Origin of the sequence: Actinoplanes utahensis, assembly GCF_016862455.1 — a bacterium.
Lineage (GTDB): Bacteria > Actinomycetota > Actinomycetes > Mycobacteriales > Micromonosporaceae > Actinoplanes > Actinoplanes utahensis.
The window spans coordinates 1-18,001 of sequence record NZ_BOMZ01000108.1 but is presented as its reverse complement, the minus strand read 5'-3'; the positions used below and the strand labels follow the sequence as shown (position 1 = coordinate 18,001).

The 18,001-nt window shown below is 71.9% G+C and carries 10 protein-coding genes; 3 read left to right on the top strand and 7 right to left on the bottom strand.

What is annotated here, in order from left to right:
• Positions 1-19: 19 nt before the first annotated feature.
• Positions 20-817, bottom strand: a complete 798-nt coding sequence (locus tag Aut01nite_RS38110) for an alpha/beta fold hydrolase (protein ID WP_043526302.1) — start codon at positions 815-817, stop codon at positions 20-22.
• A 281-nt stretch (positions 818-1,098) separates the two neighbouring features.
• On the opposite strand from Aut01nite_RS38110, the gene Aut01nite_RS38105 reads away from it, so the two are divergent.
• The gene (locus tag Aut01nite_RS38105; RefSeq protein WP_052163871.1) at positions 1,099-2,388 is read left to right on the top strand and encodes a hypothetical protein; all 1,290 of its coding nucleotides are present in this window, start codon (positions 1,099-1,101) and stop codon (positions 2,386-2,388) included.
• A gap of 29 nt (positions 2,389-2,417) precedes the next feature.
• Here the strand turns inward: Aut01nite_RS38105 and Aut01nite_RS38100 are convergent, their stop codons facing one another.
• From Aut01nite_RS38100 to ndk, 3 genes are all read right to left on the bottom strand, one after another.
• Complete coding sequence (locus Aut01nite_RS38100) at positions 2,418-3,086, bottom strand: lysophospholipid acyltransferase family protein (protein ID WP_043526304.1); 669 nt, start codon at positions 3,084-3,086, stop codon at positions 2,418-2,420.
• Positions 3,087-3,217: 131 nt separating this feature from the next.
• The gene (gene ileS / locus Aut01nite_RS38095; protein WP_043526305.1) at positions 3,218-6,361 is read right to left on the bottom strand and encodes an isoleucine--tRNA ligase; all 3,144 of its coding nucleotides are present in this window, start codon (positions 6,359-6,361) and stop codon (positions 3,218-3,220) included.
• 405 nt (positions 6,362-6,766) lie between these two features.
• Positions 6,767-7,183, bottom strand: a complete 417-nt coding sequence (gene ndk / locus Aut01nite_RS38090; RefSeq protein ID WP_043526307.1) for a nucleoside-diphosphate kinase — start codon at positions 7,181-7,183, stop codon at positions 6,767-6,769.
• Positions 7,184-7,332: 149 nt separating this feature from the next.
• Here ndk and Aut01nite_RS44545 point away from each other — a divergent pair, with 149 nt between their 5' ends.
• Positions 7,333-12,276, top strand: a complete 4,944-nt coding sequence (locus Aut01nite_RS44545; protein ID WP_275409755.1) for a VOC family protein — start codon at positions 7,333-7,335, stop codon at positions 12,274-12,276.
• Positions 12,277-12,386: 110 nt separating this feature from the next.
• On the opposite strand, the gene Aut01nite_RS38080 is transcribed toward Aut01nite_RS44545, so the two are convergent.
• Genes Aut01nite_RS38080 through Aut01nite_RS38070 form a run of 3 tightly spaced genes read right to left on the bottom strand, consistent with a single transcriptional unit; the run spans position 12,387 to position 16,743 of the window.
• Positions 12,387-12,785: a DUF4233 domain-containing protein gene (locus Aut01nite_RS38080; protein WP_043526312.1), complete on the bottom strand. Its 399-nt coding sequence runs from the start codon at positions 12,783-12,785 to the stop codon at positions 12,387-12,389.
• Positions 12,782-14,107, bottom strand: a complete 1,326-nt coding sequence (locus Aut01nite_RS38075; RefSeq protein ID WP_043526314.1) for a bifunctional folylpolyglutamate synthase/dihydrofolate synthase — start codon at positions 14,105-14,107, stop codon at positions 12,782-12,784. The genes Aut01nite_RS38080 and Aut01nite_RS38075 overlap by 4 nt, the downstream gene beginning before the upstream one ends.
• On the bottom strand, positions 14,104-16,743 hold the full coding sequence (locus Aut01nite_RS38070) for a valine--tRNA ligase (protein ID WP_043526316.1): 2,640 nt from the start codon (positions 16,741-16,743) through the stop codon (positions 14,104-14,106). The genes Aut01nite_RS38075 and Aut01nite_RS38070 overlap by 4 nt, the downstream gene beginning before the upstream one ends.
• 122 nt (positions 16,744-16,865) lie before the next feature.
• Here Aut01nite_RS38070 and Aut01nite_RS38065 point away from each other — a divergent pair, with 122 nt between their 5' ends.
• Complete coding sequence (locus Aut01nite_RS38065; protein WP_236642762.1) at positions 16,866-17,843, top strand: hypothetical protein; 978 nt, start codon at positions 16,866-16,868, stop codon at positions 17,841-17,843.
• The last annotated feature ends 158 nt before the right edge of the window (positions 17,844-18,001 follow it).

The following is an 18,001-nucleotide window of genomic DNA, read 5'->3' as shown; positions in this document are numbered from 1 at the left end:
CGCCGATCATGCCCGCTGTCTACAACCAGGACTTGATCGCGTCAACCGTCTCCTCGGGCGCACTCAGGTTCGGACAGTGGCCGGTCGCGTTGAGGGCCATGAACGTGCTCTCCGGAGTGTTCTTGTGCACGTACTCGCCGACCACGGTGGGCGCGATGACGTCGTCCGAGCACTGCAGGACCAGCGAGGGGACCCGCAGCCGGGGCAGATCGGCGCGGTTGTCGGAGAGGAAGGTGACCCGGGCGAACTTCTTGGCGATCTCCGGGTCGGTCATGCAGAAACTGTTGGTCAGCTCCTCGCCGAGCTCCGGCCGGTCCGGGTTGCCCATGATCACCGGGGCCATCGCGCTCGACCAGCCCAGATAGTTGCTGTCCAGGGACTCCAGCATCTGCTCGATGTCGGTGTGCTGGAACCCGCCGACATAGCCGTCGGTCTCGTCGTCGATGTACCGCGGGGAGGGGCCGACCATCACGATCCCGGCGAACCGGTCCGGCTCCCGGACCGCGGCGAGCACCCCGATCATCGCGCTCACCGAGTGGCCGACGAAGATCACGTCACGCAGGTCGTTCTCGTGGATGATCTCCAGGACGTCCTCGGAATAGCCGCCCAGGGTGCCGTGCCGGGAGTCGCGATAGGCCGACAGGTCGGACCGGCCGTTGCCGACGTGGTCGAACAGGACGATCCGGTGCGTGTCCTGGAAGGCCGGCGTGACCAGACGCCACATGTTCTGATCGCATCCGTACCCGTGAGCGAACAGCATCGGCCGATGAGACTCGGACCCCGAGATCGTGACGGCGTTTCTCTGTGTCGTACTCATGCGATGGCGGCGCACGCCCGAGCCGGGGGCGCCCCTCCCTCCCCAACTGCACGCGAATGATGTGTCGCACTCCGGATCGTGACTCCGGGCACTCTCCAGCCCCGAAGGGCCGATCGATGCGGGTCCGGGTAACCATACGACTCCGGAGCGTTTCGCACATCGCCCCCGTTGTCCGCCATCGGCGCCCGGTGCCCGGAACCAGCCTTCCCGTCCGGGTGGCGAACCGCCCCTAACCTGGGGCGAGAGGTTCGTGTCCGGGCGTGCGGGAGGAGATCGAATAAATGGTCGACCAGCAGCCGGGAGACACCACCCCGGCGGCCGGAATGCCCGACCCCACCCGGTTCGCCGGAGCTGACGAGGGCGAGCCGCCGACCGCGGCCGTCCCCGGCCGGTGGAGCGGCGCGGCGATGGTGCCCGAGCCGTCGCCCCGGCGGTCGCGGTGGTCCCGCATTCTCGACAGATTCACCGGTTCGGCTGACGGCGAGCACGACGACCGCACCGCCGTGCCGGCCGTCGACCCGTGGGCGGGTCAGGACACCCCGGTGTGGGCGGAGGCGTACACCACGTCGCCGGCCGGCGTGACGGCCACCACCGTCCAGGCGCCTCCCACCCGGTTCGACAACCCCACCGCCGTCGACCGGCCGGCCGCCTCCGGCGCTTCCGCACGGGCCGGCGGCACGCCATCGCCCGCCGGCAGCCCGGCCCCGCCCGCCGGCCTGCCGCCGCGACTCCGCGAGTGGAGTGAGCGAGCCTCGACCGAGGCGCCGGAGAGACTGCGGGCCTGGGGCCGGCAGGCGGCGGCCAACAGCCGGCAGGCCGCGGCGAAGGGCCAGGAGGTGGCGGCGAACGCGCCGGGCAAGCTCCGATCCTGGCGGCGGCAGGCCGCGGCGAGACTGCCGCGGCGGCAGCAGGCGGCGCCCCGCGGCCCGGTCCAGCCGCACACGCCGCTGGGACAGACCCGCCCGCCCGCGACGCCGCCGTGGACCGCCCGGCCCACCCCGCCACGACCACGGCGCCGCCTGCGCAGGCTGCGGCGGCTCGTGCTGCTGCTGGTCGTCCTGGCCGCCCTGGTCGCGGGACGGCCGTACATTCAGGAGCACGTCCCGGTTCTCAACCAGTACCCGGTGACGGCCGTCCTGCCGGACTCGTTCGCCGACCTCAGCCTGCGTGACACCGCGGCCGGGGAGAAGGCCGCCCGCCGCCTCGCCGAGCAGTTGCAGGAGGCGGGCGCGGACGGGGACGGCTTCGCCGGCGTCTACACCGACGCTCGGGGCAAGCGGGTCACCGTCTTCGGTGTCACCGGCCTGCGGCTCACCCCCGGCTCGGACCTGGACGGTCAGCTGAGCCGGTTGTCCGAGTCGCTCGGTTTGACGAACGTCCAGGCGTACGACGTCGGCGAGTTCGGCGCGCATCAGCAGTGCGGGACCGGCCGGCTGGACGGGACGTCGGTGGTCGCCTGCGGCTGGGCCGACCACGGCAGCCTGGCCACGGTCCTGCTGACCCGCCGCTCCCTGGACGAGAGCGCCGGCCTGGTCACCCGCCTCCGCGACACGGTCCTCGCCCCCGCCTGACGCCGTGTCCCGGCGAGGCACGCGGGGTCTTATTCCTCGCGCTTGGGGGCGTAACGAGGGATGTACTCCTGGCCGGTGAGCTTCTGGATCTCGCCCATCACCTGGTCGGTGAGCTCGCGCAGCGCGGTGCGGTCGTCGGAGCGGCCCACCGTGTCGATCGGTTTGCCGAACTTGACCGTGATGACGCCGCGCTGGAGCTTGGGGAAGAGCCGGCCGATGGGCTGGACCTTGTCGGTGCCGACGACGCCGACCGGGATGATCGGGACGCCGGCGGCGACGGCCAGGCGGGCGACGCCGGTGCGGCCGCGGTAGAGCCGGCCGTCGGGTGAGCGGGTGCCCTCGGGGTAGACGGCGACCAGTTCACCGCCGCGCAGCGCGGGGATGGCGGCGTCGAAGGCGGTGAGGGCGGCGCGCCCACCGGCCCGCTCGACGCGGATCGCGCCGACGCCTGCCATCAGCTGGCGGTTGAACCAGCCCTTGACGCCGGTGCCGGTGAAATAGTCCGACTTGGCCCAGAAGGCGAGATGGCGTGGAACCACGGCGCCGAGGAGAAGCTCGTCGGCGACGGAGAGGTGGTTGCCCGCGAAGATCGCTCCGCCGGTCTGCGGAATGTGCTCGATGCCTTCGACGTGCGGCCGCCAGCCGGTCATCAGCACTCTGCCGAGGGTGACCTTGCCGATTGAGTAGAGCAGCGGCAACTCGTCCTCCGGGACGCGTGGGGGGTGTGGTGCTGTGAGGTTAGCTGACAGTCGCCGCGATGTACCCAGCGACGTGGGCCCAGCCCGGATGTTCGCCCACACCAGGCGAACATCCGGGCCAATCGGTTGAATCACACGACCGAGACGGTCACCCTGACCTGGTCTCCGTCGCCGACCTCGCCGGCGAAACCGTCGTTCAGGTCGGCGAACGCGACCGACGTGGCGAGGGTCTCGCCGGCGACGAACGCACCGTGCGCCTCGACCGCCGCCCGCACCGGCCCGGACGCCGACAGGGTCAGCGCGATCCGGTCGCTGACGTCCAGCTCCGCGTCCCGGCGGGCCTGCTGCACGACCCGGATCACGTCCCGGGCCAGGCCCTCGGCCGCCAGCTCGGGGGTGACCGCGGTGTCCAGCACGACCACGCCGCCACCGGCCGGCAGCGGAGCGGAGTTCTCCACGTCGGCGGCGACCAGTTTCAGCTCGTACTCCCCTGGAGCGAGGGTGACGCCGGCCGCGACCGGGGCGCCGTCGACGAGCTGCCAGTCACCGCTCTTCACTGCCTTGATCACCTGCTGGACCTGCTTGCCGACCCGAGGGCCGAGCGCCCGCGGGACGACGGTGAGGACCTGCTGGCAGTACGCGGCGACGTCGTCGGTGAAGATCACGTCCTTGACGTTGATCTCGTCCTTGAGCAGGTCCCCGAGACCGGTCAGGGCAGCTCCGGACGGGGACGCGACGGTGGCCGAGGCCAGCGGCAGCCGGACCCGCAGGCCCTTCGCCTTCCGCAGGGAGAGGGCCGCCGAGGCGACGTCCCGGATCGCGTCCATCGAGGCGACCAGGTCGTGGTCGGCCGGGAACGTGCCCGCCGACGGCCAGTCGGTCAGGTGCACCGAACGGCCGCCGGTCAGACCGCGCCAGATCTCCTCGGCGGTCAGCGGGGCGAGCGGGGCGACCACCCGGGTCACGGTCTCCAGCACGGTGGCGAGGGTGTCGAAGGCGTCCTCGTCACCGGCCCAGAAACGGTCCCTGGAGCGGCGGACGTACCAGTTGGTCAGCGCGTCGAGGTAGGACCGCACCGAAGCGGCCGCGCCCGAGATGTCGTAGTCGTCCATCTGCCGCTGTACGTCGCTGACCAGCTCACCGGTCTTGGCGAGGATGTAGCGGTCGAGCAGGTGCGTGGAATCCGCCCGGTTCTTCGCGACGTAGTCGGACGCGTTCGCGTAGAGGCTGAAGAAGTACCAGACGTTCCACAGCGGCAGCAGCACCTGACGGACCGAGTCGCGGATCGCCACCTCGGTCACCGGCATGTCACCACCACGGAGGACCGGGGACGACATCAGCATCCAGCGCATGGCGTCGGAGCCGTACGTGTCGAAGACCCGGTACACGTCCGGATAGTTCCGCAGCGACTTGGACATCTTGCGCCCGTCCTCGCCCAGCAGGATGCCGTGGCTCAGGCAGTTCCGGAACGCCGGCCGGTCGAACAGCGCCGTGGCCAGCACGTGCATGGTGTAGAACCAGCCGCGGGTCTGCCCGATGTACTCGACGATGAAGTCACCCGGGTAGTGGTGCTCGAACCACTCCTTGTTCTCGAACGGGTAGTGCACCTGCGCGAACGGCATCGAACCCGACTCGAACCAGCAGTCCAGCACCTCGGGAACCCGGCGCATGACCGACTTCCCGGTCGGGTCGTCCGGGTTGGGGCGGGTCAGCTCGTCCACGTACGGCCGGTGCAGGTCGGTCACCCGTACCCCGAAGTCACGCTCGATCTCCTCGTAGGAGCCGTAGACGTCGACCCGCGGATAGGACGGGTCGTCCGACTTCCACACCGGGATCGGCGAGCCCCAGAACCGGTTCCGGGAGATCGACCAGTCACGGGCGTTCGCCAGCCACTTGCCGAACGAGCCGTCCTTGATGTGCGACGGCGTCCAGCTGATCTGCTGGTTCAGCTCGACCATCCGGTCCCGGAACTTCGTCACCGCGACGAACCAGGACGACACCGCCTTGTAGACGAGCGGGGTGTCACAGCGCCAACAGTGCGGGTACGAGTGCAGGTAGCCGTCGTGGCGCAGCACCACACCGCGCTCCTTGAGCGTGGCGATCACCGGCTTGTTGGCGTCGAAGACCTGCAGCCCCTGATAGTCGGGGACCAGCGAGGTGAACCGGGTGTGGTCGTCGACGGTCACGACGGTCGGGATGCCCGCCGCGTTGCAGGCGTTCTGGTCGTCCTCGCCGAAGGCCGGGGCCATGTGGACGACACCGGTGCCGTCCTCGGTGGTCACGAAGTCGGCGCCGAGGACCTGGAAGGCGTTCTCCCCGCCCTTCTCGACCAGGAAGTCGAACAGCGGGGTGTAGCGGCGCCCGACCAGCTCACTGCCGAGCACCGTGCCGACCTTCTCGAACCCCTCGAGCTCCTTGGCGTACGCGGCCACGCGCCCCGCACCCACGATGAGCCGCTGCCCGTCCCCGTCGGCCAGAACGGCGTACTCGATGTCGGGGCCGACCGCCAGCGCCAGGTTCGACGGCAGGGTCCACGGGGTGGTGGTCCACACCGCGATGTCCGCACCGTCTGAAAGCGCCTCCGGCCCTGGGCCCGCCGCCAGCCGGAACCGCACCGTCAGAGCCGGGTCGGTCCGGTCCCGGTAGACGTCGTCCATCCGGGTCTCGGTGTTCGACAGCGGCGTCTCACAGCGGAAGCAGTACGCCAGGACGCGGAAGCCCTCGTACACCAGGCCCCTGTCATGCAGCGTCTTGAACGCCCACATGACCGACTCCATGTACTCCGGGTCGAGGGTCTTGTAGTCGTTCTCGAAGTCCACCCACCGGGCTTGGCGCGTGACGTACCGCTCCCAGTCCTTGGTGTAGGTGAGCACCGACGTGCGGCAGGCCTCGTTGAACTTGTCGATGCCCAGGTCGACGATCTGCGCCTTGCTGGTGATGCCGAGCTGCTTCTCCGCCTCCACCTCGGCGGGCAGGCCGTGGGTGTCCCAGCCGAACCGGCGCTCGACCCGCTTGCCCCGCATCGTCTGGTAGCGCGGGACCAGGTCCTTCACGTACCCGGTGAAGAGGTGCCCGTAGTGCGGCAGGCCGTTCGCGAACGGCGGGCCGTCGTAGAAGACGTACTCGTTCGCGCCGTTCTCCCCGGCCGGGCGCCGCTCGACGGACGCCTCGAACGTCTTGTCGGCGGCCCAGTGGTCGAGCACCGCGCGCTCGACGGCCGGCAGGTCGGGCGACGCCGGCACGCCCGTGGCATCGGTGTGCTTCGGATAGGCCATCGGTGTTTCCCCTCAAGCAGTTCACTTCTCGTGACTGCGAGGACGAGCCCTTCCAGGCCCGCGGTACCACCTCGCTTGACGGGAGACCCGCCCGCTCATTTCGCCGGATCTGCCTGCGCGGTCCGGTGGCCGCCCGGTTCTACTAGGGGGTGAGCCCGTTCTTCCGAAGGCTCCCCGGTGATGGCCGGTTCAAAGCCTGCGCGCCACCACGATACCGGCCGCGCGCCGCACACCCGAAATCCGTTACGCGACGCGGCGCGAATGATCGGTGCCGGACAGAAACTGCTGATCACTCCCGCGATAGAAGCGGGCCGGGATGCGTCCGCGCCCATGCGGGCGAGCCGGCAGGGGCGGGTGAAGTCCGGGCGCGGATCGCGCCCGGAACCTCACACCCTGCGAAACGCGTCAGAGCTTGGGGAACCAGAGGGCCAACTCGCGCTCGGCGCTCTCCGGCGAGTCGGAGGCGTGCACCAGGTTCTCCCGGTTGGAGAGCGCGAGGTCACCACGGATCGTCCCGGCGGCCGCCTTGCGGCCGTCGGTCGCGCCGATCATCGCGCGGACCACCTCGATCACCGAGTCGCCGGAGAGGACCAGGGCGGCCAGCGGGCCACTCGTCATGAAGTCCTTCAGCGGCGGGTAGAAGGCCTTGTCCACATGCTCGGCATAGTGCGCGTCGGCGAGAGAGGCGTCCATCGTGCGCAACTCCAGCGCTTCGACGACCAGGCCCTTACGCTCGAAACGGGACAGAATCTCACCGAGGAGCCCGCGGCGGACCGCGTCGGGCTTGATGAGGACGAGCGAACGCTCGGTGGTGCTGGACACGCAGTTCCTCCGTTGCAGGGGGCAGGCCGACACGCGGGAGTTCAGCCTATCGGTACCGCGAACTCCTCGAGCGGCGATGTCCGGACCGGCGCACTTTCGCGGACGCGGCGCCGGGTCATAACCTGACGGGAACTACCGGGAGGTCCACAGTGGCGAACCAGACCGGCCGGCCCATCGCCCCGGCGCGCAGACTGGTGGCGGCGATCATCGCCACGCTGGCGATCTTTGTGATCGTTTTCGGTCTCGGCATGGGGAGTCCGCCGGTCGCCGTGTTCGGCGTCGCGGTGCTCGCCGTGGCCGTCGTCGTCGCGTTCATGAAGGTGTCCCGCCGCGGCCGCGCCACCGTGGCCGGCAGCGCCGAGGTCAAGTCGATCACCCCGGCCCCGCTCGCCGGGGCGTACGGCCGCGCCACCCTCGAACTCATCGTGGTCGCGCCCGGGCTCGGCGCCTTCGACACGATCGTCCGCGAGTCCCGCGTCCCGGTCGAGAAATGGCCGCTGCCCGGCACCACCGTGCCGATCACCGTCGACGTCGACGACACCCGCCGGGTCCGGGTCAACTGGCGCGACGCGCCGGCCCGCGCCGAGGGCGAGGACCCGCCGCCTCCGCCGCAGCCGCAGCCCACGTCCCGCCCCGACGACGAGCTCGACGACGAGTTGTTCGGCGCCGTCGACCCCGCCCCGTGGGAGGGCCGCCGCGACGACTGGGACGTCGACTCCGGCGATCCCCCGCCCCCACCGCCGCCCGCGTCCGGCCCGCGCGCCACCGCCACCACCTACGCCCGCCGCACCGCCACACCGGTCGTGGTCCGCGACACCCCCGCCGGCACCATCGTCGAAGGCCAGGTGGTCGGCACCGACGAGGAGCCGCCACCGCTTCCCCGCCGGGCCGGCAACGCCCCCCGCTTCGGTGCCCGCCCCGCCGCCGCCACCCCGGCGGACCTCGACGACCCGCCACCCCCGTCCTGGACCGATCCGGACCTGAACTCCGACCTCGACTCCGACCTCACCGCCGACCCCCGCCCCCGCACCGGCTCGGGCCGATGGGCCGACCCCGGTCCCCGGCCGGCCCCGCCGGCCTCGGCCACCCCCGACGATCAGCCCGCCACGGACGCTCCCACCAGCCCGGGCGCTCAAACCAGCCCGGAGACGTCGACCGATCCGGACGACCGACCCGCCCCACACGGTGGCACCGATCCGGACGACCGACCCGCCCCACACGGTGACATCGGCCCGGACGACCGACCCGCCCCGCACGGTGGCGCCGGCCCGGATCCCGGGACCGACTTCGACGACGAGCCCGGTCCGGAGCCCATCTCCCGCCCGGCCTCCTCAGCGGCTACCCCCGAGCCGGCCGTCGAGCACGGCGGCCACGCACGGCTCGCGGAGGACGCCCGCCCCACCCGGTCCCCGGGCCCCGCACCCACCGGCCCCGCGACCGGCACCACCTTCACCACCCCGATCCCGGCGGAGCGGCCCGGCGCCACATCCGCCCCGGACGAGCCCTCCGGAGGCACCGGCCACACCGCGTTCGCCCAGTTCAGCACCCCTCGCACCGCTTCAGGCGCGGCCTCCGGCCGACCGCCCGGCGCCCGGCCGAGCCCACGCCCACGTGCGGCCTCCAGCCCCACGGCGTCCACCCCACCCCCTTCCTCCGGTACGCCCACCGAGCACCCGGACGACCCCACCACGAACGCTGCTCCACAGACCACCGTCACCGCGACGCAGACCAGCACCACCGCATCGCCGGTCGCCACCGCCACGCCGCGGGCCACCGCCACCGCCGCGCCCGTCGACACCGACTCCGCGCCGCGGGCCACCACCCAGACCGCTCCGACGGTCCCACCGGCTCAGCGCACCTCCACCGAGTCGCACACCAGCCCGGCCACCGAGCCCGACGCCCTCATCGACCTGGATCTGGACGGCCCGCCCACGCAGCCGCTCCCGCCCACCGCGGTCACCGCGGCCACCGCGGCCACCGCTCGCGGCACGTCAGGGCTCTCCGACACCTCCGCCGACACCGGCACCACAACCGACCGCCCCAGCACCTCCACCGACACCGGTACCGGCACCAGGAGCGACCGCCCCAGCACCTCCGCGCGCTCCGCTGCCGACAGCACCGCCGCAGATCCGGCCGCCACGGATACAGGGACGGCACGCACGACTGCCGCGCGCACGACTGCCGACAGCACCGCCGCAGACCGGGCCGCCACGGATGCAGGGACGGCGCGCACGACTGCCGCCGGCGCTGCGGCCGCTGCTGCTGCCGCCGCCGCGGGTGCCGCCGGCGCTGCCCGTTCGCCGGCTCCAGCACAACCGACTGCGGAGACCCGAACGAACCCGCCCAGGCTTCGGACCGAGGCCACACCCGCTCGCCCCACCGGCACGGACATCCCAGCGCAGCCCACGGGGCCGTCCCGAAGTGGCGCCGGCACGGCCGGCCCCACGCCCGAGTCCGCGGGCTCCGGCCACACATCGCAGGCCGCCGGTTCCGGCCGCGCCCCCGAGCCGAGCGGCCGCAGCCGTTTCACAGGTCCTGTCGACCCGGTCTCTCCCGCGACGCGCATTCCCCGGCCGGCCGGGGACACGCCGCCGCCTCCCCCGGCTCCCCGCCCTGCCGACGCTCCGGCGCCCCCGCCACCACCGGTTCCCCGCCCGGGCCACGCCGCCGCGCCACCTCCGGCACGCCCGCCCCGCCCCGCCGCCTCCGGTCACGACCAGGACAGGCGGGCTGACGCACCGAATCGCGAACAGAGCCGCCTCACCCCCGAGCAGGGCACCCGGTCCACCGCCCCGCTCCGGGGCCAGGACGTGCCGGGCCCGGATCGGGGCGGCGCATCACGGGAACAAGGCCCTCGGCCCGCCGCCTCGTCCCCCGGTCAGGACTTGCCGTCCCGGGAACAGCAGGTCTGGGCCCGGCCGTCGAACATCAGCCCGCCTCCGGCCCAACCGCTCTCGCCGCTGCAGGGCCCCGGCTCCCGTCGCCCTCGAGCGGACCAGCGCTGGGCCCCGCCCGCCCGACCGGACGTGGAGCATTCCGCCACGGAGACCGGCACCCCCTCCGCACCGCCCGCGCAGCCGATCTCCCCGGCAACGAACCGTTCGACCCCGGAGACCGGACCCCCATGGGCGCCGCCCTCCCACCCGGCCCCGGAACACTCCGCCACGGAGACCGGCACCCCCTCCGCACCGCCCGCGCAGCCGATCTCCCCGGCAACGAACCGTTCGGCCCCGGAGACCGGAACCCCGCAGACGGCCGGCCCCGCAGGTGCCGCGCAGTCCACCGAGGCGCAGACCAGAGGGGCCGGCGACGACGACACCGCGACCCGGCCGGAGGCACCGACCGCCGGTGGTCCGCAGACAGATCCACGGGCGGCGGCACGCCCTTCTCAGGACGAGAACCCGTGGGCACCGCCCACCGCCACAGGCCGGGCAGCCGCGTCCGCGCCGATCCCACCGAACGTCGACGCCCGGCCGCTCGGCAGCCGCACCCGCTTCTTCATGCAACCGGGCGACGACGCCGACGCCTCTTCGACAACGGCGGGCCCGGACGCTCCGCCGTCACCCGCGCCGACAGCGCGCTCCGAGGAAGCCACACCGTCGGCGCGTGAACGCACCGACGAGGCCGCACCGCCGTCGCGAGCACACTCCGAGCAGGCCGGCCCACCGGCCGGAACCGTGTCGTCCGCATGGTCGGACGGAATCGCGCCGCCGGCGAAGCCGATCCCCCGCCCGGCGGCGGACCGCCCGGCGGCAACGCCCTACCGCGAGCCGGGAGAAGACCGGTCGCAGACCGGACCGGAGGAGAACCGGACGCCACCGGTCGCCCGGCCGGTGCGGCCGGAACCGGCTGCGACCGCCCATCCGGCGCAACCGCGGCCCGAGCGGGCTCCCTCATCGACGCCGCACAGCCCGTCACCGGTCTCGTCGTCGCCGCACACCCCGTCACCGTTGTCGCCGCCGCCTGCCGCCCCGGCCCCGGACCGCCTGTTCCCGAGCGCGCCTCGGCCGACCATCGCCCACGACGACGGTTCCCTTCCCGGCATCGACCAGATCGACATCCCGCTCGACCCGGATTTCCCGATCGGCGCCGACCTGCCGATCTACGAGAATCCCGAACCCGCCCCGGAGAATCGGCCGCACGCTTCCGGCGCCCGGTCCGACGGCATCATCGCGCCCCCGCAGCCCGAACCGCCTGAGCCCGACCGCGCTCACCCGGCGACCGGCCCGCAGCCCTCGTCGCCGCAGGGCCGGGCGGGTTCGGCGGAAGCTCCGCAGTCGTCGCAGCGGGATCGGACAAGTTCCGGCCTGGAGACCGGCCGGTCGAGCGCAGCCGCCGGCTCAGCGGCAGGTCAGGCTCCTGTCGGCGGGACCGGCACGCGGCCCGCACCCCGACGGGACGGGGCGGAGCCGGCCGGAGAGGACGGAATGCCCACGCCGTCCGCGCTGCGGGACGGGATCATCGGGGTGGCGGTGGGGCGGGCGGCCGTTTCGCCGGACGCGTTCCCGACGCCGCGCTTCGACGACGCCGAGACCGGTGACAGGCCCGACGACGAGACCGACGGCGAGACCCGCGACAGGACCGACGCCGAGACCGGCGGCGAGACCGGTGACGGGAAGCAGCAGGGCAGCCCGTGGGGTGACTTCAGCGGCCGCCGTCAGCCCGACGAGCGGGCCGGCGATGTGATCACCGCCTACCCGAGCGCCCGGCCCGGCCCGGCCGGAGCGATCCACGGCGTGGGCATCACCATTCTCGTCACGGACCTGGAGCGGTCGATGCGGTTCTACCGTGACACGCTCGGTTTCTTCGAGATCGACAACGGTGACGGCAGTGCCGTGCTGGCCTCCGGTGACACCCGGCTGGTGTTGCGTACCGTGCACAATCTGACGTCCGACGCGGGCCGCCTGATCTACCTGAACCTGGAGGTCGGCGACATCGAAGCGGTCCACGCCGAACTACGGGACAAGGGCGTCAAGTTCGTCCACTCGCCCCGCGCGGTGAACCGCGGCGACAAGCTGGAACTGTGGTCGGCCACCTTCCGTGACCCGGACAACCACAACATCGCCATCACCCAGTGGCGGGCCATCGGCTGAGCAGGCCAGGGCACAGGAAGAGCTGAGCAGGCCACGGCGCAGGAAGAACAGAGAGACCGCGACCAGCCGGTGATCCGGCTGGTCGCGGTTCGTCGAGGCCGGGGTGCGTCTCAGCCCAGGATGGTACGGCGGACGTGCAGCCCGTAGGCCCAGGCCAGCCCGAAGATCACGCCGACGGCCGCGAGCGTCCAGTGCAGGAACCCGCCGGCGATCAGCAGCACCTGAACGGCGGTCCCGGCGCCCCACGCCCAGTTCCGTTTCATACAGCCGGCGATCACGACCGCGGCCCCCGCCAGGACGAGGACCGCCGTGATCGCCGGGCCGCTGCGGTCCCCCGCGATCACCGACAGCGGCGCGATCGTGAGAAGCAGCACGATCACTTCGAGGGCGAGTGTTCCGGCGCCGAGGCCCCGTACCGCGGCCTGGGGGTTGCGAAGCCCGGACGGCCGCGGCCCCGCGGCAGCCGGAGTCGTCTCGGACGACGTCGCGTTCTCCTCCGGACCGATCATCGTCTGAGCAGCTTCCGCGCGTCGGCGACGGTGACGACCGAACCGGTGATCAGCACGCCGACCCCGCTGAGCTCCCCGGACACGTCCTCTTCGGCGAGGACGACGGCTTCCTCGATGGCGTCCGGCATGGTCTCGGTGATCGTCACCCGGTCCTCGCCGAAGATCGTGATCGCGAGCTGCCCGAGCTCCATGGCCGGCATCGCGCGCGGCGAGCTGTTCTGCGTCACCACGATCCGCGCGGCGACCGGTTCGAGCAGGTCGAGCAGGCCGGCCGCGTCCTTGTCGCCGAGCACCGACACGACCACCACCAGGTGCCGGAAGGTGAACTCGTCCTCCAGCGCGGCGACCGTGGCGGCCATCCCGTGCGGGTTGTGTGCGCCGTCCAGCAGGATCGTCGGCGCGCTGCGGACCCGTTCCAGCCGGCCCGGCGAGTCGGTTTTGGCGAAACCCTCCCGGACCAGGTCGGCTTCGAGCTGTTTGCCGGGCCCGGCGCCGAGGAACGCCTCGACGGCGGCGAGCGCGATCGCGGCGTTCTGGGCCTGGTGGGCACCGAACAGCGGCAGGAAGATCTCGTCGTAGACCCCGCCGAGGCCCTGCAGGGTGAGCAGCTGCCCGCCGACTGCCTGGACCCGTTCGACGACGCCGAACTCGCTGCCTTCCCGGGCGAGGGTGGCGCCCATGTCCGCGCAGCGTTCCAGGATGGGCCGCATGGCCTCCTCGTTCTGCAGCGCGGTGACCACCGTGGCGCCCTGGTGGATGATGCCGACCTTGTGCCAGGCGATGTCCTCGACGGTGTCGCCGAGCCATTCGGTGTGGTCGAGCCCGATCGGGGTGAGCACGCACACCCCGGCCTCGATGACGTTGGTGGCGTCCTCCTCGCCGCCGAGCCCCACCTCGACCACGGCGATGTCGACAGGCGCGTCGGCGAATGCCGCGTACGCCATCGCTGTCGTCATGTCGAAGTAGGTCAGTGGCTCCGGGTTGCGGGCGTCGAGCAGTTCGGCGAGAGGCGCCACCTCGTCGTACGTGGTGGCGAACGCCTCCTCGGACAGCGGCGTCCCGTCGAGGCTGATCCGTTCTCGGACCGTCTCCAGGTGCGGGCTGGTGTAACGCCCGGTGTGCAGCCCGTGCGCCTGGAGCAGCGAGTCGATCATCCGGGCGGTGCTGGTCTTGCCGTTGGTCCCGGTCAGGTGGATCGCCGGGTACGCCCGCTGCGGGCTGCCCAGCACGTCCATCAGATCCCGGATCTTCTGCATGTCGAAGACCATGCGGGTGAAGCCGCGCTTGTCCAGCGCGGCCTCGACCTCGTTGTACTCGCTCATGAGGCGGGCAGCGCCTGGAGAGCGGCAGCGATCCGGACCAGGTCGGCTTCCGCCGCGGCGAGCCGGTCCTTGATCTTCGCGACGACCTGTTCCGGCGCCTTCCCGATGAACGCCTCGTTGCCGAGCTTGGCCCGGCACTGGGTCGCCTCCTTCTCGGCGGCGGCCCGGTCCTTCTCCAGGCGGGCCCGCTCGGCGGCGACGTCGATGGCGCCCCGGGTGTCCAGGTCGACGGTCACCCCACCGGTCACCGCGAGGGTGGCGGTGGTGGCGAAGTCGGCGCCGGGCGCGTCGAGCCGGGCCAGCGAACGGATCAGTGGCTCGTGCGCGTCGATGCCGACGTTGCCCAGGCCGGTGAGCGCGGCGGTGACCCGCTGGCTCGGCTTGAGCCCCTGGTCGGAACGGAACCGCCGGACCTCGGTGACCACCTTCTGCAGGGCGGCCAGCTCCTCCTCGGCGGCGTCGTCGATGAGCGCCTGGTCGACGGTGGGCCACGCGGCCGTCATCACGGTCTCGCCGCCGGTGAGCGCGATCCACAGCTCTTCGGTGACGAACGGGATGACCGGGTGCAGCAGCCGCAGCAGCTGGTCGAGGACGTGCCCGAGGACCCGCCGGCTCTGCGCGGCCTCGGCCGTGTCGGAAGCCAGCACCGGCTTGCTCAGCTCCAGATACCAGTCGCAGACGTCGTCCCACGCGAAGTGGTAGAGGGCGTCACAGACCTTCGCGTACTCGTACGCCGCGAAGTAGCCGTCGACCTCCGCGGTGACGTGCTGCAGCCGGGACAGGATCCACCGGTCGATGGCGGACAGCTCGCTCGGCGCCGGCAGATCACCGGTGACGGTCGCGCCGTTCATCATCGCGAAGCGGGTCGCGTTCCACAGCTTGTTGCAGAAGTTGCGGGAGCCCTGACACCACTCCTCGCTGATCGGCACGTCGGAGCCGGGGTTGGCGCCGCGGGCCAGCGTGAACCGGGTGGCGTCGGCGCCGTACCGGTCGATCCAGTCGAGCGGGTCGACGACGTTGCCGAACGACTTCGACATCTTCTTGCCGAACTGGTCGCGGACCATGCCGTGCAGGTTGACCACGTCGAACGGCTGCTTGCCGTCCATGGCGTAGAGACCGAACATCATCATCCGGGCGACCCAGAAGAACAGGATGTCGTAGCCGGTGACCAGGACACTGGTCGGGTAGAACTTCTCCAGGTCGGCGGTCTGCTCCGGCCAGCCCAGCGTGGAGAACGGCCACAGGCCCGAGGAGAACCAGGTGTCGAGGACGTCCTCGTCCTGGTGCCAGCCCTCCCCGGTGGGCGGCTGCTCGTCCGGCCCGACGCAGACGATCTGCCCCTCCGGGCCGTACCACACCGGGATCCGGTGGCCCCACCACAGCTGCCGGGAGATGCACCAGTCGTGCATGTTGTCGACCCAGGCGAAGTAGCGCTTGGACAGCTCCACCGGCTCGATCTTGACCCGGCCGTCACGGACCGCGTCCCCGGCGGCCTGCGCGAGCGGCTTCGTGTTGACGAACCACTGCAGTGACAGCCGCGGCTCCACGGTCGTCTTGCACCGCGAGCAGTGGCCGACCGAGTGCAGGTAGGGCCGCTTCTCGGCGACGATCCGGCCCTGTTCCCGCAGAGCCGCCACGATCGCCGGCCGCGCCTCGTAACGATCAAGACCTTCGAACGGCCCGGGTACGGTGATGACCGCGCGCTCGTTCATGATGGCCGGGCTCGGCAGGTTGTGCCGCTGCCCGATCTCGAAGTCGTTCGGGTCGTGGGCCGGGGTCACCTTCACCGCGCCGGTCCCGAACGACGGGTCGACGTGCTCGTCCGCCACGATCGGGATGCGCCGGCCGGTCAGCGGCAGCTCCACCTCGGTGCCGATCAGGTGCTTGTACCGCTCGTCGTCGGGGTGCACGGCCACCGCGGTGTCACCGAGCATCGTCTCCGCCCGGGTGGTGGCGACGACGATCGAGTTCTCCCCCTCGCCGTAGCGGATCGAGACGAGCTCGCCCTCGTCCTCGGTGTGCTCCACCTCGATGTCGCTGAGCGCGGTGAGGCAGCGCGGGCACCAGTTGATGATCCGGTTGGCGCGGTAGATCAGCTCGTCGTCGTACAGCCGCTTGAAAATCGTCTGCACCGCGCGGGACAGGCCCTCGTCCATCGTGAAACGCTCACGCGACCAGTCGACGGAGTCACCCAGCCGCCGCATCTGCCCGAGGATCTTGCCGCCGGACTCGGCCTTCCACTCCCAGACCCGCTCCACGAACTTCTCACGCCCGAGGTCGTGCCGGGACAGCTGCTGGGCGGCGAGCTGCCGCTCCACCACGTTCTGCGTGGCGATGCCGGCGTGGTCCATGCCGGGCAGCCACAGCACCTCGAAGCCCTGCATCCGCTTGAGCCGGACCAGGGTGTCCTGGATCGTGTGGTCGAGGGCGTGGCCCACGTGCAGGGAGCCCGTCACGTTCGGCGGCGGGATCACGATCGTGAACGGCGGCTTGTCACTTTTCGGGTCCGCCGTGAAGTAGCCCTCCGATACCCAACGCTCGTACCGCCGCTGCTCTACCTCGCCCGGCTGGTACTGGGCGGAGAGGCCACCGGTGGGCCGGCTGTCGGGGGTACGGGTTTCGGTCGCATCGGTCACCCGACAAGTCTACGGATCCCCACCGACCGCCCCGAATTCGCACCTCCTCCGGACGACGCCCACCTCATGAATCGCGGTCCGGCCACCCCACCTCCCTTGGTCACCCGAGATAGGCTCGCCTGATGTCGGACCGCGGTCAGCCCACGCACGCCTCCCCCGATCCCGCTCCCGCGGATCCCACCGAGGCCCCCGCAACCCCGACATCCCCTGCCGCCGACTTCCCGCCCGGGCCGTCTGCCGACATCACGGCCGCGAGCTTCCCGCCCGAGCCCTATTCCGGCATCCGGGCCGACGATTCCCCGCCCGAGCCTCCCGCCGGCACCCCGGCCGCGGACTTCCCGGCCGAACCCCATGTCGGCATCCCGGCGCCGGATTCTCCGCACGAGCCTCTCGCCGGCATCCCGGCCGTCTTGCCCACCTCGGCGACCGGCCCGGTCGCCGACCGGCATCTCGAGCTGACCGCCGACGACAGCGACAACACCGACGACGCCCCGTTCCGCCTGACCCCTCCGGCCGACGAGTCCGCCCCCGCCGCCGCTCCGGGCAGCCGCCGAACCCGCACCATCGTCCTGTCGAGCCTGCTCGTCGTGGCTCTGGCCGGCGCCGTCACCATCGGCTGGTTCGGCTGGCAGGTGAACACCCAGCGCCAGACCAGCCTCTCCACCCCCACCAGGATCGGCACTCTGGCCCTCGACGACAGCGAGGAGGCCACCGCCACCGCCGACTACCTGCAGAGCGCCCTCTCCGCCGAGATCTCCATGACCAAGGCTGTCGGCGCCGTCTACACCGACACCGCGGAGAAGACCGTCCTCTTCTTCGGCGGAACCACCCTGCTGTGGTCCCCCGAAAGCGACCTGGACTCCGCCTTCTCCTTGGTCAGCGACGACCAGGGCGCCGTCACCGACCTCCACGAGGTCGACGCCGGCCCATTGGGCGGAACCATGAAGTGCGGCCTCACCACTTCCCCCGACGGCGACATCACCGTCTGCGGCTGGGCCGACCACGGCAGCCTCGCCCTGGCCATGTTCCCCAACCGCACCGAACCCGAAGCCGCCCCGCTGATGCGCACCCTCCGCTCCGCCATCCAAACCCGCAACTAAACCCCCCCCCACCCACTCCAGCCCACCCAAAAAAGGCCTACCGAATCCATCGGTAGGCCTTCCTTACTTTCCACACCCCCGGTGCCACAGCAGAACCCAGCCATCCAGGCCCCACTACCTACCGCCACACCCACACCAGCACGGGCACCGGCACCGGC

Excerpts from the sequence above, each read along its gene's own strand:
- Aut01nite_RS38110 (WP_043526302.1), bottom strand. The coding sequence starts at position 817 with ATGAGTACGACACAGAGAAACGCCGTCACGATCTCGGGGTCCGAGTCT.
- Aut01nite_RS38105 (WP_052163871.1), top strand. The coding sequence starts at position 1,099 with ATGGTCGACCAGCAGCCGGGAGACACCACCCCGGCGGCCGGAATGCCC.
- ileS (WP_043526305.1), bottom strand. The coding sequence starts at position 6,361 with ATGGCCTATCCGAAGCACACCGATGCCACGGGCGTGCCGGCGTCGCCC.
- Aut01nite_RS38080 (WP_043526312.1), bottom strand. The coding sequence starts at position 12,785 with ATGATCGGTCCGGAGGAGAACGCGACGTCGTCCGAGACGACTCCGGCT.
- Aut01nite_RS38075 (WP_043526314.1), bottom strand. The coding sequence starts at position 14,107 with ATGAGCGAGTACAACGAGGTCGAGGCCGCGCTGGACAAGCGCGGCTTC.
- Aut01nite_RS38065 (WP_236642762.1), top strand. The coding sequence starts at position 16,866 with ATGTCGGACCGCGGTCAGCCCACGCACGCCTCCCCCGATCCCGCTCCC.